Source organism: Nostoc sp. DSM 114160, assembly GCF_053470305.1.
The window spans coordinates 3,191,169-3,210,125 of record NZ_JBPFGO010000001.1 but is presented as its reverse complement, the minus strand read 5'-3'; the positions used below and the strand labels follow the sequence as shown (position 1 = coordinate 3,210,125).

Genomic DNA, 18,957 nt, shown 5'->3' with positions numbered 1-18,957 from the left:
CCTAAAATCAATGTAATTTTTCAGTACTGGCAAGAGAGATACTTCTAATCGGTATATCTTTATCGTATTGCAGGATGTACCGCAGTGAACTACCCACACCGACCTGAGTACAATTTAAGTAGGAAACTTATACCATTTTAGATTTTGGATTGGGAATTGCCTTGGTGCGTCTGGCTTGGTGTGAATCCATCTGTCGCAATCATTTTTCAAAATGATATTACGATGATTTAGTTAAATTCATAAAAAATATTGTGAAGCACAAAACCTCTACAGAGGTTTATTGAAGTTGAAAAACCTCTGTAACTTGGGAATTTCCAAAAAAAATAGCTTCTCAGAACTTCGGAGCATTTTGTCAGCGTTTTTGCTCACACGCAAAGGAGATACTGGCTATGCTCATACCATGCCTAACGCCGCAAAAGAACCTCCCAGGTAGAGCCACCAACTACGCCGTCAGGTTCTAAACCATAGCGTTTTTGTGCAGCTTTCACTGCTGCTTCGGTTGTCTCGCCAAAGTCGCCATCAGCATCACCTTTCAAGAAACCAAGCTTTTTCAGTTGTTGTTGCAACTTAACAACTTCAGAACCACGTAATCCTATACGCAAAATTGGCAATCCTTCTGAGGTGTATTGAATACCAGGAGTTCGTTTTGTAGTTGTGTTTGACTGAGTTCTAGTAGTTGATGTAGTACGCTTCGGCGGTTTCTTTGTGCTAGAAGTTGTAGTTTTTCTGGGAGTAGCAGGTCTTGGCTCAGGGTTGTTCGTAACCTGGGTTACAGCTTTTTTTGGGGTAGTAGGTTTTGGTTCTGGTCTAGTCGGAACTTGTGTTACAGCTTGTCTGGGAGGGTTGGGGTTGGGATTTCTAACGTTGGTGAGGTTACTAGCCTGGGTTGGAACAGGAAAATTTGTAGCTGAGTTAAATATTGGCTGGGATGAAGGGGCGGTTGATGCTGCTACTGGTTGATTAGGAAAAAGTCGTTGCCAAGTGCTGGCATCAACAACGCCATCTGGATTCAAGCCAGCTGCTTGTTTAAATCGGGAAACAGCAGTAGCTGTATTTTCACTATAAATACCATCTACTGCACCAGAATAAAAACCCAAAAGTTTCAGAGCTGCCTGAAGTTCAGCTACACGTTCGCCTTGACTGCCAACTTTCAGGCTAGGGCGATTGATGCTATTTCCAGGATTTACTTGGGCAATTTTTTGTGGAGCTGCTATTGATACTACAGCCGTTGAGGTAATCAGCAGAGGTGTAGCAGAAAACAAGAGTATTTTAATGGCTGATAAAGATTTAGACTTCTTTGGCCACCAATCTTTTTGCCGTTTTTCCATTCTACAGCGATTTACAGTTGGGTCTAGTAATTTTAAGTAACTCAAAATACTTGCTGTCAGGCTGCGTTGCATGGAATTCACTCCCAGAAGATTCTCATGCTAATGGTACAGCCGCTTGGTCTAAAAAACAGCTGCTGCATTTTACAATATCTCCGACGGGGGGTCGTTGCGGCAGATTCTCAGTTCGCGATCGCTCGATTAATTGCTTCTTCTTGACCAACTAAAGACAAGTAAGGCTCTTTTAAATATTTACAAGCTGAAGCGATCGCATCTTTGGCACTCACCGCCGTAATCAATTCTTGGAACTTGGTGTCAAAATCAATTCCTAAGCCCAAAATTTCATACCAACCGTATATCTGAGCAATTTGTCCGTTCGTTTGTTTACCCAAGGCGTATTGCCCCAGGATCTTGTTTTTCGCAGCTTGGAGCGCGCTTTCGGATACTTCGGTAGTACACAATAAATCTACTTCTTTCCGCAGTCCTTCTAGGGCGATGCTGGTATTCTCTGGTGCTGTACCTATGTAAACTACAAAGGAGGCTGGAAATAGCCTTGTGGAGTAAAAAGCGGATACTTCGTAAGCTAAACCTCGTTTTTCCCGTAATTCGACAAACAAGCGGCTAGAAAGCCCATTTCCCAAGTAGGTACACAGCAATTTCAATGGGGCGTAGTCAACAGAACTCACTGATGTTCCCAAATAACCGAGCATCACAATTGATTGTTGTGTCTGTACTGGCTTTAGCCTTACCTGCGGTTCTACCTTAATCTCAGGTAAATTCAGTATTGGCAGTGCTTGGGGTGGAGATTGCCAATCAGCAAAAACTTCTTCCACCAACGCTGCTGCATCTGTGGGTGTGACTCTACCAGCAATACTAATTACTACATTATCTGGACGAAAGTAAGTTTGGTGATACTCCACTAAATCTGCACGAGTTAAGCGGCTCATAGTGGTTTCATCTCCCAGCACTGACATAGAGTATGGGTGATTTTGGTACATTACCTGCCGCATTTGTTCAAAGGCGACATTGAATGGTTGCTCTTTTTGCGAACGAATATCCTGGAGTGCTAAACGCCGTTCTAGTTCCACTTGAGTTTCGGGAAAAGTAGGCGATCGCAAAATCCGCCCTGCCAATGTTAAAATTTCCCCAAAATCAGATGTTACCGTCTTGAAAGATAGCAAAAAATAATCAGTGCCAGCATCCGCACTCAAACTCGCCCCTACAGACTCGACAATTTCTGCAATTTCCAAGCTAGAAAGTCCATCACATCCTTTTGTCATGACTGCTGAGAGCAAATGTGCCAACCCTGCTTGCTCCCGGTTTTCGTTACAACTACCGGCACGCACAAAAATTCGCGCTGCAATAATGTCCGCAGCCGGATTTTCTGTCACCAGCACGACAATGCCATTGTTCAATACAGTGCGATGGATGGGCGATTTTTGCAGCAAGGTTGTCATTTGTCCTTTCTCATTTGTCATTTGTCCTTTGTCCTTTGTCAAAAACTAATGCCCAATGCCCAATACTTCGACTTCGCTCAGTACAAGTGCCCAATGCCCAATGCCCCATGCCCAATGCCCAATGCCCAATAACTAACACGGTTTAAGTACAGTAACCGCGTAATTCTCTGGCGAGAGATACTGTTTAGCTAATTTTTGCAATTCTTGGGCATCAAAAGACTGAATTTGCTGGGGATATGTCACTGCTAATTCAGCTTGGGCAATGGTATTGTAATATCCATAAAGCCCTGTCAGTTGATTTGGTGTTTCGGTAGAAAACGCATACTCGTTACATAGCAACCTGCGTGTACGAGCAAGTTCTTGTTCGCTAATTCCTTTAGTCTGCAAATCATCCAAATGAGCGCAAATTAAAGACTCAACTTCCTCCAGATTTTCTGGTGCTAACCAAGCAGTAATTGTAAATAAACTCGATTCTCTTTGTAGAGAAAAACTACTGCAAATTCCCTGTACCAATTGCAAATCTTCTCGTAAATCACGCACTAAACGCGAAGTCCGCCCTTCTGCCAATAAAACTGACAAAAAATCTAAAGCATAGCCAGTACGGATATCTTCTACTCCGGGTACCAGCCACGCCATCAACAATCGCGCTTGCTCTATGCGTGGTAAACACAATTCTTGACGATGAATTCCGGCGATCGCTGGCTTTGTCACTTTCTCCAACTGCGGACAATTCGAGGGTTCGGCAAAATCACTAAATGAATGATTTACCATTTCCCAAGCTGGTTGCTGGGCTATACCCCCTGCAATTACCACCGTCATGTTTTCCGGCTGATAGTGAGTGCGGTGAAAACAGCGCATTGCTTCTGGTGATTGCTGCATCAGTTCTTGCTCAGTACCCAACACCGAACGTCCGTAAGGGTGATGCGGATAGATGCTTTGAATCAGTGCTTGAAATCCTATCCAGTCGGAATCGTCTTGACATGAGCGAATTTCCTCTAGCACTACATCCCGTTCTCGGCTAAATTCATCTTCTGGAATTGCCGCATTGAGTAGTAGTTCTCCCAAGTAGGGAAGAGTATCTTTTAAATAAGGAGCAGCTGTGGTGAGTGAATAATGAGCATAATCATAGCTTGTCGCTGCATTACTGATGCCTCCCCGATTTTCAACTTGGGAATCGAACATTCCAGGGGGTAGCGTCGCCGTACCTTTAAAAATCATGTGTTCTAAAAAGTGCGCCATGCCAAACCACGGTTTTGGCTCTAAGCTGGCTCCAGCACGCACCCAAACATCCGCCACAACGACAGGAGTAGTGGGAATTTCTTGATGAATAAAAGTTAAACCACTGTCTAGTCGGAAGATCGAGGCTGGAAATACGGTATTAGTTAGTTGTTTTAACAATTTTTTGTAGTTTTGACCACAATTTAACGCAATTGTGTCATTTTAACTCTGAACGCTACCTCATTTAGAATCAAGTTATACAGATTTAGGAGAATTATGCTATTGCTGTTCTCCAGATTACCGAAAAATTAGAAGCGTTATGCATTGAGAGGAAAATCGCAAATTAGTTAAAATACTGGAATCTCAATGACAAATTCTGTTCCTTCGCCAAGCACAGAATTGCAACTCAACCGCCCATCATGGGTTTCTTCGACAATTTGACGAGCGATCGCTAATCCTAATCCTGTTCCTTTCCCAACCTCTTTCGTTGTAAATAGGCGATCGAAGATCCTAGCTCTAACCTCCTCTGGCATTCCCTGACCGTTATCTTTGATGCGAATTACCACCATATTTTGTTCGCTGGATACTTCGGTACGAATCAGTATTTGGTGATGATTGGCTTGGGCTTGGGCAAAAGAAAGCCCCTCACAGGAAGTATCTAAGACATCGATTGCGTTAGCAAGGATATTCATAAATACTTGATTTAACTGTCCTAAAAAGCACTTAACAGGCGGCAATTTTCCGTATTCGGTGATGACTTCAATTGCTGGACGTTTTTCGTTAGCTTTGAGGCGATACTTCAAAATCAACAGGGTACTCTCAATCCCTTCGTGGATGTTACAAGCAACTTTTTCAGTTGTATCGGCTCTGGAAAAGGTGCGAAGACTAATGCTAATATCTTTGATCCGATCGCTTGCCACCTTCATCGAACTTACTAGCTTTGGTAAGTCTTCAGTCAAGAATTCTAGGTCAATTTCTTCGCTATGCTCAATGACTGCGATCGCCGGATTGGCATGATGTTGTTGGTAGCATTGGATATGGGCGAGTAAGTCTTGAATATACTCTTCGGCATTGTTAAGGCTGCCTTTCAAAAATCCAATGGGATTATTAATTTCATGTGCCACCCCAGCAACCAAATTACCCAAGGTTGCCATTTTTTCATTTTGCACCATTTGTAATTGGGTATGCTCAAGTTCTTGTAGCGATCGCTCTAACTCTTGGGCATAATTTTGAGATTCTTGATAAAGACGGGCATTTTCTAGAGAGATAGCAGCTTGAGTGCATAGCAGTTGGATAACTTCGGTGCGATCGCTTGTAAATGCACCAATTGTCAGGGGATTTTCTAGATATAGCAGCCCGATGAGTTTACCCTGATTTAACATCGGCGTACACAACACACTCTTAGGTTGTTGCTGCATAAAATATGAGTCGGCGATAAAATCTGTTTGTGCTGTTGCATCATCCAGCACAACAGTTTTTAAGCTGCGTTTGACATAGTTTACCAATGTAATCGGAATGCTTTCACTGGTTAACAATGGTGCAGATACCAGGCTGACTCCTTCATTGATGGTAGCTACAGCTTCAACCACCAAGTCGCCCTGTTGAAGTACAAGTAATGCAGCTTTTTGTGCCCCAGCATTTTCCATCACCACTTGCAAAAGGGTAGTGAGTAATTGCTCTAATTGAATTTCACTGGAGAGAACTTGTGCGGCTTTAAAGATGGTGGCAAAATCGAGGGCTTCCGAAATACTGCTGCTAGAAAGATTTGTGTGGATGGTTTGATGTGGAAATGATGATGCATCGACGGTTGAACTCAGTTGAAAGCGATGATGCTGCCCTTGTAAGATGGGAGCCAGGAGTTGAGGATAGCGTTTTTCTAAATCCTCAGTTTTGGCTTTAGCACCCCAACGAGCATAGCAGTAATAAGCTTCTTGCATATAAACTTGGGCGATTTTTTCTTTGCCCCAGTCGAGGTAGAACTTGCCAGCTAGTTCATTGCTCAAGGCTTCTTCTTGGATATATTGGTTTTCTTTCGCTAGAGTTATGGCGCGATCGTACAATTCTATTGCTGCTATTTTTTCGCCTAAAACCCGATGCCGTTCTGCTTCCACCAAATCAAATTTGTGCTGGAAATTCATCGGTGCAAATTTGGCTCGAAACTGCAATTTTTCCTGATTTTCGCCAACCTTTAAGAGTAATTGCTCTTGTTGAGATGCTTCAGCCGTAGGATAGACAGCCAGCCGAGACAGAGAATCGTAGTAGTAGAAAACAGGCACAGATAGCATTCCTGCGCCACCGTTGAGGTATTGCTCTCCCTGATTTCCATTTTCAACTGCTGCCGGAAAATTCCCAAACAAATAATTGAGTGTTAATTTACTTAGGAAGAATATATGGAGTGTTAATTCGTCGTTCTCTTCAATTAGCGCAGATAATATTTGTTTATATTGATAATCTTCACCAATTAAACGCTCTGGATTATCGCTAGATTCGGTTAAATTGTTAATGTTTTGACAGATTATATTCGACCAATTTAATAAGCGCTGATTTTGGGCAAAATTAGACTCGTAGGCTTTGATATCTGCTAAGATAATTTCCAAAACTTCTGTGCCACTTAAATAGACATAGAATAACTTGAAAATCATCGATGCCAACACATGAAAAAAATCGCCTGTTTCTAATCCAAGACTATGGGATTCCTGTAATAAACTAATTGAGGTGCGAACATGTTGTTTATTACATTGATTCAATGCACCCACCTTAAATAGAGTCATGCTTTGAACAGATTTTGCTTTAAATCTATCCACAAGTATTAAAGCTAGCTGGCCAAATTCGTAGCCTGACTCCAGTTGGTTACAAATATTAAGTACAATTCCAAAATCTGCATACCCTGGTGCAGAGAGTGGTGCATTACCGTATTTAAGAGATAAATTTACCTCTTCGCAGGCAATAATTGGTAAAAGATAGGAAGAAGTCTGGTGGATAGCGGGAGCAATGCTAGCCATAATCCGCAAAGCAACCAAAGCTTTGGTATCATCCATCAATGGCAAATCAACTAAGCTCTGAATACTTCTAGCTGCCAAAGTTGAGAGTGTGTTGACTACATATTGCTGAATGTCTGGAGGTGTTACTGATTCAGGTAATGTTACCCCAAGTTGAGCGAGAAGTTCACACCCTGTTGCGATCGCTCGGAATGGTTGACCCTGAACCTGATAAGCTTGGAGTTGCACTTCATAAACTTTCACTCTATCCAGTAAGGTGGTTGTTTGTTCGATGACAACCTGGATAAGAGATTCCATCTGCTCAAATTCATTGTTGAGAAAAGCAGCTTCGGCAGCTTCTTCGTGTAAACTTCGAGTCAATTCGTAGGCGATTTTCCAACTATTAATCGGTAGCAGCTGCATTCCAGAATACAAGTAATGAATTGCTGCACTATAAGCGGTAGCTTCTTTCGCTTTTCGACCGGCATTCAAATTTAATTGAGCTAACTGTTGACGTTCAGTCGGCTGGGTGATTAATGCCATTCCCCAATTCAACTGACTGACAATCTCGAAAATTCGCTCCTCTTGCTGAGACTCAGAGGTATTTTGCAAGAGTAATTGACCAATTTTTAGATGAGTAAATTGTTTCTCTTCATCTGGAATTAGAGAGTAAGCCGCTTGCTGCACGCGATCGTGTAAAAATTTATAGGTGGGGATTTGGAAATTAGAATCTAAGGCGTTTGAGTCATAAATATGTTCATTATCTTGAAAAAATTTATAAACTTCACTAGTAGGTAAAACTAACCCTTCTTGCAAAGCTTTCCATAAAGATGCTGCTGCTTCCGTTTCCGATTGTTCAGAAACAATTGCTAAGGTTAGCAAATCAAACTGGTTGCCAATACATGCAGCTAATTTCAACATATCTTGCGTTGTATCTGGCAACTTTTGCAACTGTAGCGCTACGAATTCTACAACATCATCCGTAAGGGCGAGTGCTTTCACAGCAACAATATCACATTGCCAGTAACCTTGAGCAAAATTAAAAGTAATCAGCCCATCTTCATATAATACTTTGAGAAAGTGGGTTGCAAAAAATGGATTTCCTTGAGTTTTTTGATAGACGAGTTGCGTTAGTGGTTGGGCAGTTTTACTTGAACAACTTAAGGTATCAACCACCAATTGATTTAAACTAGCTTTACTTAACGGAGCTAAAGTAATGCTGTGAATTGTCGCATTGGCTTTGCGAATCTCCGCTAAAGTCAACATCAACTGATGTGCGGTAGATACTTCATTGTCTCGATAAGCGCCAATTAAAAGTAAAGCTCCACTTCCTGATTCGCTCATCAACAACTGCATCAATTTGAGTGATGCAGAATCAGCCCACTGCAAATCATCGAGGAAAATTACTAATGGATGTTCTTTTGTGGTGAATACCTGAATGAACTTTTGAAAGAGTAAATTGAAGCGATTCTGGGCTGCACTCTGTGAAAGTTCCGTTGCAGGTGGTTGTTGACCAATAATTTGTTCTAGTTCGGGAATTACTTCAAGAATAACTTGCCCCTCATCCCGCAGCACTTGTAAAATTTTATTTTTCCAAGTTGACAATTGGACATCACTTTCACTCAGTAATTGTCCCATTAAGTCTCGAAATGCCTGCACAAAAGCGGAAAAGGGAATATTCCGATTAAATTGGTCAAATTTGCCTTTGATGAAGTAGCCCCTTTGCCGGACAATGGGTTTGTGAACCTCGTTAATTAAAGCAGTTTTACCAATACCAGAAAAACCAGCTACCAGCATTAGTTCTGTTTGGTTGTTGGTAACGCGTTCAAATGCTTTCAGCAGAGTTTCAACTTCATGCTCGCGCCCATAGAGTTTTTCTGTGATAATAAAGCGATCGCACACATCCCGTTGAGCAATTGGGAAACTTACAATTTTACCCGTGTCCTTAAGTTGAGCTAAACAATTTTCTAAATCATATTTCAGCCCAAATGCACTCTGATAGCGGTCTTCGGCATTTTTCGCCATCAATTTGCTAACGATAGATGAGAGTACAGGCGCAATTTGTGGATTAATCTCATGCACTAAAGACGGAAGTTTGGCAATATGACAATGTACCAATTCCATCGGATCGGGCGATTGAAATGGTAATTGCCCTGTTAGTAATTCGTAAAAAGTTACACCCAGAGAATAAAAATCAGTCCGGTAATCAATCCCCCGATTCATTCGTCCGGTTTGCTCTGGAGACAAATAGCCAAGTGTCCCTTCTAATACATTAGGACTCATGAGACTTTGAGTTTCTCGTGGCAACAAAGATGCAATACTAAAGTCAATTAACTTAACTTCTTTAGTTTCTGGATGAATTAAAATATTGGCGGGTTTAATATCTTTGTGAACGATCCGATAACGAATTAGAATATCTAATGTATTGCACAGTGCGATCGCAATTTGTAAAAACTCAATGAGAGCTTGTGTTGTTTCCCCTATTCTCCTATTCTCTACTCTGTCTTGCCACTGCTTTAGAGAAATTCCCCCAAAGTCTTCCATCACTAACACATAGCCATTCTGATAGGGTTCCAGACTATAGGTTTGGATGATTCCAGGTAGATTCAAATTTTTGGCAATGGTGAACTGGTTGCGAAACTGTAGCAATTCGCTGAAGCTGGGATAAGCAGTTTTCATCAGCTTAATCACTACAGATTTTTGGTCAGTTTCTCGATTAGCGCGATAAACCAAGGTTCGAGAACCGTTGTAGAGTTCTTTGCTAATTTGATATCCGGGAATGCTGACCATAGGGCTTAATTCTTGAGACCTCAGTATCTAGGTTTCCCAAAAACATGCCTATCTTTACTGTCAGTTCGCTTATTTTAAACTGATTTAAATAATTAAAGCTCCCAAATTCTAACTGACTTTGGAAGCTAATAATTTTAAGTTCACCGCGACGCCGTTTTACCTAAGTTTATGACCTGGGTTTATCCAGGTGGGAACCTAAATTCCTCGTTTAAAGTTTCCGGGTACATGCCCGGTCTACTGCCACGAGAACAGTTGACTCCCTTGTCATTAAAGGCATAGATCAAAAAACTTGATGGCAGTCACCAACGTCGTAGTGCAACTCACTCATTATAGCTTTTCAAAAGATGTTGTGTGTTCAATATCGAAACTTTCCGATCTATTTACCTGGGATACCAGATAGATTCTATGGTGCGGGCGATGTTATTGGCGTATGCACTTGCCGACTCTCGATTTTGATTATCCAGCAAAACAGTGACATGTCCCAACTTCCGCCCAGGACGTGATTCTGTCTTCCCATACCAGTGAACGTGCGCCTGCGGAATTTCTGCTATTTGTTGACGCTGGCTTTGGTAGTCGCTGTGAGAATTTTCATACCCCAGTAGGTTAACCATTACAGCACCCGCGCATTCTAAAGCCGGATTTCCCAAAGGTAAACCACAAACGGCTCGAAGATGCTGCTCAAACTGAGAAGTTTCGCAAGCGTCAAGAGAAAAATGTCCAGAATTGTGGGTACGTGGTGCAATTTCATTTACCAGTACTTTGCCATCAGCCCTGAGAAATAGCTCAATTCCAAAAATTCCCACTACTTCTAGGCTATTTAATAGAGTATGTGCGATCGCTTGGATTTCTGCTACTTGATTGGGCGTAATTTCGGCTGGCGCAATCGCCCGCCGACAAACTTGTTGTTCTTGTTGGGTTTCTACTACTGGGTAAGTGACAATTTCTCCCTCCACAGAACGAGCTGCAATTATTGCTAATTCTCTTTCAAAGGGAACAAATTCTTCTACCAAGAAAAGTGATTGATTTAAAGTCTTTGTTGTGGTTTCATGACTTAGCTTTTGTTCTAAAGCAGCAAAATCCTGAATTATGAAAGTACCTTGACCGTCATAACCATGACGACGGGATTTCAAGACTGCTGGAAAACCTAGATATTCTATTTTGGATTGAATATTTTCCACCTCCTCAAGGGCGAAAAATTGAGGAACTGGTAAGCCCAAATCACGTAAATAGCAACGCTGATGATATTTATCTAAAAGAGGAGCTAAAGCTTCTAATTTGGGACGGAAACAAACGCCTTGCTGTGATAAAAGAGATAAAGCTTGCAGGTTAACAAATTCGTTTTCAAAGGTGATAACATCGCATTTTTGAGCTAATATTTCCGTAGCACTTGCATCATCAACTGGCGCGAAAACAGTTTCCTGAGCGATTGACACGGCCGGGTCGTGAACGCTTGGAGTTTGTACTATTAATTCTACTCCTAGCTTCTGTGCTGCATCCGCCATCATCCAGGCTAGTTGTCCGCCACCAATTACACCAACACGCTTCATTGACATCCTAGAGAATCACGAGTTTGCACGCCTGTTTTGGAATTCACACCACTGGCTTTTTCGCACAGTTCTTTAATTTGCGCTCTATCCAAAATTGCATCTGTAAAATCTGCACCGTCTATATTTACATCATTAAATATGGCGCGGAGCAAAAGAGCTTCTTTGAAAACTGCATCGCTCAAATCGGCCTTAGTCAAGTTTACCTGATCGACCATTGCATTCGTTAAATCCGCTCCGTGGAGATTTGCTTTTGTCATCACCGAAGCGCTCATGACTGCTCCCCGTAAGTCAGCGTTTGTAAAGTTAGCCAATTCCATATTGGCGTTAGAAAACTCCGCAGCTTGCAAACTCTGTCCAGAAAAATCACGTCTTGATAGCTCTGCATTGCTAAATGACAGTGGATGAGTCCAGTCTACTGCCACTGCTGGATCGGCCACACACCAGATCATAATTCCGAGAAGGAATGCTAGTGTTTGCCGCCAAAAGATATTGAGAGCCAATTTAGTGTATAATCGCCGCATTTAATTACCGAATTTGAATATTAGCAAGACTGGATCGTACTAATTGAGACTCGCAGCCTTGCTACTGGACTTGGAAAACGTGTATTTCCGTTGCTTAATATTTTGTAACGCAAAAAGAGCATAAACTTCTGACTTTAGCAGAATTCTCCCTGCTACTTGAGGTAGAGAGTGGCAATCTGCGATCGCACTAAAATTAGAGATTCAGAACAATATTTATTAAATACAATAGCGATCGCAATGACTGAGTATAAATTGTTTCTCCGATCGAGCAAGCTTTAGCAAAATAGAGACGGGGAGCATAATCTATCGCTCTTGATAAAGATAAAACTTGAAATTCCTAACTCTAAAGGAATAATTTAGCTGAGTAAAGCAATATTTCCTATGGTCTATGCTTGTTGACCTATTTACAATTCTTCATTTGTAGATTTAAATTTTCAAGATATAAAAAGTTTTTTTGAGCAGTAATACTCATGGAGTTATTTACAATTCTTGACTTTCCATTTTTCAAGTAAAGTTTGTTGTCTTTTAAATTCAACAGCCCCGATCAACTGTTAGTCTTTTAATTAATGAAAGCAAGGTTTGAGTCGTAATTATATGCGTCTCAATTGCTTAACAAAGCTTAAATATCGAGCATTAGCGTTCACTTTATAGCGATTAGTTAGTTCTTCAGGAATCTCCAAGAGTTTACATTCACCAAGCACAAAACTTCTACAAACCGAACTCTGAAACCCGATGATGAATCATTACTCACTTCAATGGATTGAGGCATGGTGCCAAGAAAATGGCTGGACAGATTTATTTGTTGAGCGACGTAACAACTTCTGGGCTTTCCCTCCGGGTGGGGTAATGCCGGAGCCAATTCCAGTTCATGCTCTCAGATTGATTAAAGCCGAAAAAGGACTGACTTTTGAAGAGCGATTGTGGTCAATGTCCGCAGTAATAGGCACAATCCTAGCTGTTCTTTTTACCTTTTGGTTTCAGTCGCCAATGCCATTAGTTTTAGCTTTCGCTTTTAATGCTGTTACGGTGGCTCAATTTGAACTTGAAGATGCCTAAATTTTTATGTTGGGCTTTGCTATTAAAAACTGCTCTTGTCTACTTTCAGCAAGAGCAGTTTTTAATTTTTAAGAAGAAAGAATTCAGGAGTCAGGTGGTCGCCGAGCGCAGTCGAGGTGAGTCAGAATGGGCTAAACCTTAGCTATCCGCTAACAGAATTGAATTCTGTGGGACTCGCTACCGCAGCGCGAACATAGAGAACATCTTAATTTTGAATCCTAACTTCTGAATTCTTCTTCAATAATTTGTATAGCAGCCGTCTAGTCTATTAAGACATAACAATTAGAAATCACTAATACTTAAGAGCAGCTAGCAGGTAAAGCTACCTTCGCGTGTTTGTTAACATAGTCCACAAATAATTGCTTCAATCGGGGACTAACACCAGCGTGTTCAAAGAATCCAAAGCCGAGATTTCTTGCTTTTGCTAAGGTTTCCTCTGGCGTTAATCCTTCCTGGATAGCGATACTTAACAGCGCAATTCCAGTCGATCGCATTCCGGCGGCACAATGCACAACTGCTGGTTTCGGGATTTGTTCGAGTGTCGTGAGGATTTTGGTAATTACCTCTTCATTCAAATTTTTGAGATCCACCTTGAGGGGAACATTTTGATAATACAGCCCCAATGCTTCCGCTACTTTTTGCTCATCCTTAGAAAATCCTAGTTCATCAGGCGATCGCAAATTGAGAACGGATTTAAAACCTTCTTGAATAGCTTGCTCAAGCTGTTTCGGTATGACTTGTCCTGTAGTTGTCAAGTTTTCGTTAATTTGTATGGCGTTGATCACATTCACTCCTTTTGACTTTCTAATATCTCCCAGCTTGCTAAATACTCTAAGAGAGCAAGCTTTAAGCAGATATTCAAAATAAGCACAACAAAATTAGCCAAATATCACAAGATATTGCTTGATTACTTCAAAATTTGTCTTTTGAAGTTGGTTATTTTATTGCTTTATCCATAATATACGGCTTGTCGGTAGATTTAGTGGTGATTAAAGCTTGTAATACTTTTTGTCGATAAGATTACCGTAGTTTATGTTTCAGAAGTTATAGTATTTGACAAGCTGGGAGAGCAATTATATTAGAATTTTGCAAATAAGGGTATAAATAATGACTTTTATTGAACAGGTTCCTTCTCTATCGATTGGAATAGTATTATTCCCAAATGTGACGCAGTTAGATTTCACGGGGCCCTACGAAATCTTTGTCAGATTGCCAAAGGCGCAGGTATATTTGCTAGCGGAAACACTCGAACCAATTCGGAGCGATCGCGGCCTTACCTTTCTACCTGACACAACCTTTGCTCAAGCACCAGCCTTAGATGTGTTATTTGTGCCAGGAGGCCCAGGTATCAATGCCAAAATGGAAGATGAAAAGTTTCTCAATTTTCTTAGAAACCAAGGGAAACAAGCTCGCTACGTTACTGCTGTCTGCACTGGTTCTCTGCTGCTGGCGGCGGCGGGTTTACTTCAGGGGTATCATGCCACTACTCACTGGCAATCGTTGGATTTGCTTGAGATGTTGGGAGTTGAGACAATTGCCCAAAGAGTTGTCATCGATCGCAATCGAATTACAGGTGGCGGTGTGACAGCTGGCATTGATTTTGGACTAGCGATCGCTGCTGAGTTATTTGGAGAAGCGATCGCCCAAGCAATTCAACTAGGGATCGAATACAATCCCCAACCACCCTTTAACAGTGGTTCTCCCCAAACTGCTCCGGCGGCTGTACTTGCTCGTGTTACCGCTGCGAGTCATAATGTTCAGGAAATTAGACGGCAAATTGTCCAGCGAGTTGTAACTCAATTGCAAACTACTAATATCAGCTAATTGATGTGTTGCGATGTCTATGACGGGCTACTGCCTACCCAACTAAAATTTTTATATCCCAAACTCGATATCTTTGGCTTAGAAAGTCAAACAAGCATCTAATACAAATTTCAAATGAACACTAACGAAATATCTCTTCGACCTGCCCAAGAAACAGATGCGTGGGTGCTGAGTGCAATTCATATTGCTGCTATCAAAGCTCTACCTGCAACTTTCTACACCCAAAAAGAACTTTTAGCTTGGCGCAATTACCGCGACAAACCTGATGGTTCAAATATCTTGAAGAGTATGAAAACAGAATCTTTCTGGGTTGCGATCGAGGGAGATGTTGTTGTCGGTTTTGCTAGTTTCATTGTTGATGAACTCATCGGGCTGTATGTTCATCCTAAATATCAAGGTAAAGGGATTGGCCGTGCTTTAGTTCAACATTTTTGCGACGAAGCAACTGAGCAAAGTATAGACAAGGTAATTACAACTGCTAGCCTTTATGCTGAAGGGTTTTATTTACGATTGGGATTTACTGCTATCCAAAAAGCACCTCATTATTTAAGAAGTGGGATAGTTGTTCCAGTTACTAAAATGAGTAAAACATTAGCTATTGCAGCGAAATCAACTTAAGAGGGAAATATTTTCAATAACTTTAAAAATGTTGGCATTAATACTATTTTCCCTAAATTACGACTACTTTTTCTACATAATCTATGATCAAAGTAAGTACTTGCCAGCATAAATGCATAAAACTATCCGTTCATCAACTCTCACCCGTACACGTTTGATAGAAGCCGCCTTGCAGGTATTTGCCAGTTTAGGTGTTCAAGGAGCAACTACCCGTGAAATAGCTCGTGTTGCTGGTGTAAATGAGGTGACTTTATTTCGCCACTTTGCTAGCAAAGAACAACTTCTGGGAGCAGTAATGAAAAATGCCTTAGCACTCCAGACAGAAGCCCTTGCACACCCCGAAGCGTGGACACAGGATCTCAAAATTGATTTAAAACAGTATGCCCATCTTTACAATACTATGCTGGAGACGCAGGAAGACTTAATTCGTACCTTCATTGGAGAAGCCAAACGTCATCCAGAGGCAGCCAAACAAGTGATTCAAGAAGCTGCCAAGCCCTTAGCCGAAAAACTGGTAGCTTACCTGCAATCGAGTCAGAAACGAGGCACTGTCAGAGCAGACCTCGATCCATTTCCGGCTGTCGATATGTTCACAGGAATGCTGTTAGCTGGAATGCTATGCCGCAGTGCAAAATTCAATTCCAGCAGCTATAGCTGTGAGGACTATATCGAAACCTGTGTAGATATTTTTGTGCGCGGTATAAGTACTACTCCCCTCTAATACCATTTTACTTTCAGGTTGATACAAATAGGGAGCAGGGGAGCATACTTCGACTACGCTCAGTAACCGTGGGAGCAGGGGGAAAGAGTTAGAGACAAATTATTGTTTCTGGATTTTAAATTATTCTTGAAGTTTAACTAATATAAATACCAGCTTATTTATATACATAAAGATATATGAAAATTTTAAAAGGTAAGGTTGTCAGTGGTTTCGGAAACTTTTCTTACTGGATTGAGAAACTCCAAGAATATTACTTGAGAAAAACAGGGATGAAATTCTTCCCTGGAACTTTAAATATTCAATTAAATCAACCTTACCATCTCCCGAAAAATGTTATGCGTCTGGAAAAGGAAGAATATGGAGGGACTGTTTCTGTGAGCATTGTTCCTTGTCAGATATTTGGTAGAGATGCTTTTATCTTAAGAACAGACAAAAATAATACTGAAAGTGGAGATCATCCAAAAACAATTATTGAGATAGCTTGCGATGTGAAACTGCGGGAGCTATATAACCTTAAAGATAATGATTTGATTGAAGTCGAGGTTCTCGATGTCTGATTTATCTGAATTAAACAATCTGCTTGGAGATGAAGCGTTAATCCATTACGCGAGTGGTCAAGAGCAAGATCGGTTATCAAAAGGTGCAGGGTCTGCTGGAATTAGCCCGAAGCCAAGAACTTATTAGCCGCTACCTACCGCCTCCTCCCGCAGTGATTTTCGATGTTGGCGGTGGTGCTGGCGTCTATTCTTTTTGGCTTGCTCAACAAGGCTATGAAGTCCATCTCATTGATGCAGTTCCTTTGCACATAGAGCAAGCCCGACATTTGTCTCAAGCTCAACCGGAATCTCCTCTAGCTAGTTTGGCTGTTGGAGACGCTCGGCAACTCAATCGGGCGGATAATAGCGTTGATGCTGTTCTCTTACTTGGGCCTTTGTATCATCTGACTGAGCGCACAGATCGGATTATTGCTTTACGTGAAGCTCATCGGATCTTAAAAACTGGAGGTTTTGTTTTTGCTGCGGGAGTTTCTCGCTTTGCTTCAACCTTAGATGGATTATTTGGCGGACATTTAGACGATCCAGAGTTTGTAGAGATTGTTAAACAGGATTTGATTGATGGTCAACACCGCAACCCAAACAACCATCCTCGCTACTTTACAAAAACCTTCTTTCATCATCCAGAAGAACTCAGAGCAGAGGTTGAAGAAGCGGGTTTACATTCTGAAAAGATTTTAGCGATTGAAGGGCCGGGCTGGTTACTACAAAACTTTCAAGAACACTGGAATGAGCAAGGTCGCCGCGATCGCCTTTTAGAAGCGATTCGCTGGTTAGAAACCGAACCCTCTATGTTAGGGATGAGCGCTCACATCATGGCTGTTGCCCGGAAATAGGCGGTTAATGCTCAACGCACAGCTTTCAAGGTATCGTAAAGTAGCTTGTAGCGGTTAAAACCTGCTTCGTACAAAAGATTTGCCTGTGGCTGTACTACATTACTATCCTGCGGGAAAATCTTGAGTGCAGTTGCTAAATTGGGGTAAACACCAATCCCTACCATTGCCAAAATAGCTGCTCCGTAAGCAGCTCCTTCCTCAGCTTTGGGTGCAATGAGTTTTGTTTGCAAAACATCTGCCAAAATTCGTAACCAGATGTGAGAACGTGCGCCTCCACCCGTTGCTAAGAGTTGATCGAGGGGAGCGATCGCACTAATTACCTCCAATGCTGACCGCAAGCTAAATGCAACCCCTTCCAGCACAGCACGAATTATATCTGCTTGTGTATGAGCTAATGACAAATTTACCAAAGCACCGCGAGTATCTGGATCGAGGTGGGGACTGCGTTCTCCTGCAAGGTGGGGTAGAAATAGCACACCACGCGCCCCAGGGTGCGATCGCTCTGCTATATCCATCAGTTCGGTGTAAGATATATGCGGTGCAAATGTATCTCGATACCAACGCAGAGAACCACCTGCTGCTAACGTCACCCCCAGCAGATGATAGCCGCCATCCACATGGCAGAACAAATGTACCCGACCTTCGGCATCGGGAATTGGGCGATCGCATGGTGCAAAGATTACTCCGGATGTGCCGATACTCAAACTACCCCGACTCAGGTTGCTTGATGAGATACCCAAACCAATTGCTGCTGCGGCATTATCACCTCCGCCTGCGACCACAGGTAATCCTACAGGTAATCCCACGCGCGCGGCTATTTCTGATTTGAGTCGTCCAGCGATCGCGGTAGATTCGATTACCGGAGGGAATAACGCTGGATTAATATTAAGAGCATGGAGAATATCTGTATCCCATTGCCGATTTGCCAGATTTAGACAGCCGACACCAGAAGCATCAGATGGTTCCGTTACTACTTTGCCAGTTAGCACATATCCCAGATAATCTTTGGGCAAAAGAATCTGCCATAACCGAGTGTATGCAAGTGGATCTTCAGTCCGCAACCATAAGAGCTTCGGCAGTTGAAATCCTGTAATTGCCGGATTTCCAGTGCGCTGGATCAACTCCTGTCGGGGAATAGCGGCTTCAATCTCAGCAACAGCTTTACCAGTGCGCTGATCGTTCCATAAAATTGCTGGTCTAATTGCTTTACCATCCGCATCGAGAGGAACCATACCATGCATTTGTCCAGATAAACCGAGGGCGATCGCCCGATATCCGTTTAGCTGTTGAGTAACATCGAAGAGAGCATCCAAACTCGCTTCCACCCAATCCGATGAGTTCTGTTCCGTCCAGCCAGGTTGTGGAGTTAATAGGGGATAGCTTTTGGTTGCTTGAGCGATAATTTGCCCTTGGAGGTCAACTGCGATCGCTCGTACTCCTCCTGTACCCAAGTCTAAGCCAATTACGATGTCAGTCATATCAAGTTCGGATAATAGTTATACCAATTCGCAA

Annotated in this window: 14 protein-coding genes and 1 other RNA gene; 6 read left to right on the top strand and 9 right to left on the bottom strand. The window is 42.1% G+C overall.

Annotation, left to right across the window (positions count from 1 at the left end):
• Positions 1–404: 404 nt before the first annotated feature.
• The 7 genes from NSTCB13_RS14155 to NSTCB13_RS14125 all read right to left on the bottom strand — a co-directional run bounded on the left by NSTCB13_RS14155 (position 405) and on the right by NSTCB13_RS14125 (position 11,836).
• Positions 405–1,400 carry a peptidoglycan-binding domain-containing protein gene (locus tag NSTCB13_RS14155; RefSeq protein ID WP_445628012.1) on the bottom strand — a complete coding sequence of 332 codons (996 nt, stop codon included), beginning with the start codon at positions 1,398–1,400 and terminating at the stop codon, positions 405–407.
• A 107-nt stretch (positions 1,401–1,507) separates the two neighbouring features.
• Complete coding sequence (locus NSTCB13_RS14150) at positions 1,508–2,782, bottom strand: M16 family metallopeptidase (RefSeq protein WP_448273202.1); 1,275 nt, start codon at positions 2,780–2,782, stop codon at positions 1,508–1,510.
• A gap of 132 nt (positions 2,783–2,914) precedes the next feature.
• The gene (locus NSTCB13_RS14145) at positions 2,915–4,180 is read right to left on the bottom strand and encodes a M16 family metallopeptidase (protein ID WP_448272760.1); all 1,266 of its coding nucleotides are present in this window, start codon (positions 4,178–4,180) and stop codon (positions 2,915–2,917) included.
• A 167-nt stretch (positions 4,181–4,347) separates the two neighbouring features.
• A complete protein-coding gene (locus NSTCB13_RS14140) occupies positions 4,348–9,768 on the bottom strand; it encodes a trifunctional serine/threonine-protein kinase/ATP-binding protein/sensor histidine kinase (RefSeq protein ID WP_448272759.1) in 5,421 nt (1,806 codons plus the stop codon).
• A 136-nt stretch (positions 9,769–9,904) separates the two neighbouring features.
• Positions 9,905–10,088: non-coding RNA, 6S RNA (ssrS, locus tag NSTCB13_RS14135), on the bottom strand.
• 60 nt (positions 10,089–10,148) lie between these two features.
• Complete coding sequence (locus NSTCB13_RS14130; RefSeq protein ID WP_448272758.1) at positions 10,149–11,315, bottom strand: 5-(carboxyamino)imidazole ribonucleotide synthase; 1,167 nt, start codon at positions 11,313–11,315, stop codon at positions 10,149–10,151.
• Positions 11,312–11,836 (bottom strand): pentapeptide repeat-containing protein, encoded by a 525-nt coding sequence (locus tag NSTCB13_RS14125; protein ID WP_448272757.1) that lies wholly within the window; start codon positions 11,834–11,836, stop codon positions 11,312–11,314. The genes NSTCB13_RS14130 and NSTCB13_RS14125 overlap by 4 nt, the downstream gene beginning before the upstream one ends.
• 732 nt (positions 11,837–12,568) lie before the next feature.
• On the opposite strand from NSTCB13_RS14125, the gene NSTCB13_RS14120 reads away from it, so the two are divergent.
• A complete protein-coding gene (locus tag NSTCB13_RS14120; RefSeq protein WP_445628017.1) occupies positions 12,569–12,892 on the top strand; it encodes a slr1957 family protein in 324 nt (107 codons plus the stop codon).
• Positions 12,893–13,191: 299 nt separating this feature from the next.
• Here the strand turns inward: NSTCB13_RS14120 and NSTCB13_RS14115 are convergent, their stop codons facing one another.
• Positions 13,192–13,677, bottom strand: a complete 486-nt coding sequence (locus NSTCB13_RS14115) for a beta-lactamase hydrolase domain-containing protein (protein ID WP_194040625.1) — start codon at positions 13,675–13,677, stop codon at positions 13,192–13,194.
• Positions 13,678–13,999: 322 nt separating this feature from the next.
• On the opposite strand from NSTCB13_RS14115, the gene NSTCB13_RS14110 reads away from it, so the two are divergent.
• The 5 genes from NSTCB13_RS14110 (at position 14,000) to NSTCB13_RS14090 (ending at position 17,445) form a co-directional block, all read left to right on the top strand.
• Entirely contained in the window at positions 14,000–14,716 is a 717-nt protein-coding gene (locus NSTCB13_RS14110; RefSeq protein WP_445628018.1) for a DJ-1/PfpI family protein, read from the top strand.
• Between the two features lie 114 nt (positions 14,717–14,830).
• Entirely contained in the window at positions 14,831–15,334 is a 504-nt protein-coding gene (locus tag NSTCB13_RS14105; protein WP_445628019.1) for a GNAT family N-acetyltransferase, read from the top strand.
• 112 nt (positions 15,335–15,446) lie between these two features.
• Positions 15,447–16,055, top strand: a complete 609-nt coding sequence (locus tag NSTCB13_RS14100; RefSeq protein ID WP_445628020.1) for a TetR/AcrR family transcriptional regulator — start codon at positions 15,447–15,449, stop codon at positions 16,053–16,055.
• A 176-nt stretch (positions 16,056–16,231) separates the two neighbouring features.
• Positions 16,232–16,612, top strand: coding sequence for a DUF120 domain-containing protein (locus NSTCB13_RS14095; protein ID WP_448272756.1), 381 nt, complete (start codon positions 16,232–16,234; stop codon positions 16,610–16,612).
• A gap of 53 nt (positions 16,613–16,665) precedes the next feature.
• A complete protein-coding gene (locus tag NSTCB13_RS14090) occupies positions 16,666–17,445 on the top strand; it encodes a class I SAM-dependent methyltransferase (RefSeq protein WP_448272755.1) in 780 nt (259 codons plus the stop codon).
• Between the two features lie 11 nt (positions 17,446–17,456).
• On the opposite strand, the gene xylB is transcribed toward NSTCB13_RS14090, so the two are convergent.
• Positions 17,457–18,923, bottom strand: coding sequence for a xylulokinase (gene xylB, locus NSTCB13_RS14085; RefSeq protein WP_448272754.1), 1,467 nt, complete (start codon positions 18,921–18,923; stop codon positions 17,457–17,459).
• Positions 18,924–18,957 lie beyond the last annotated feature (34 nt).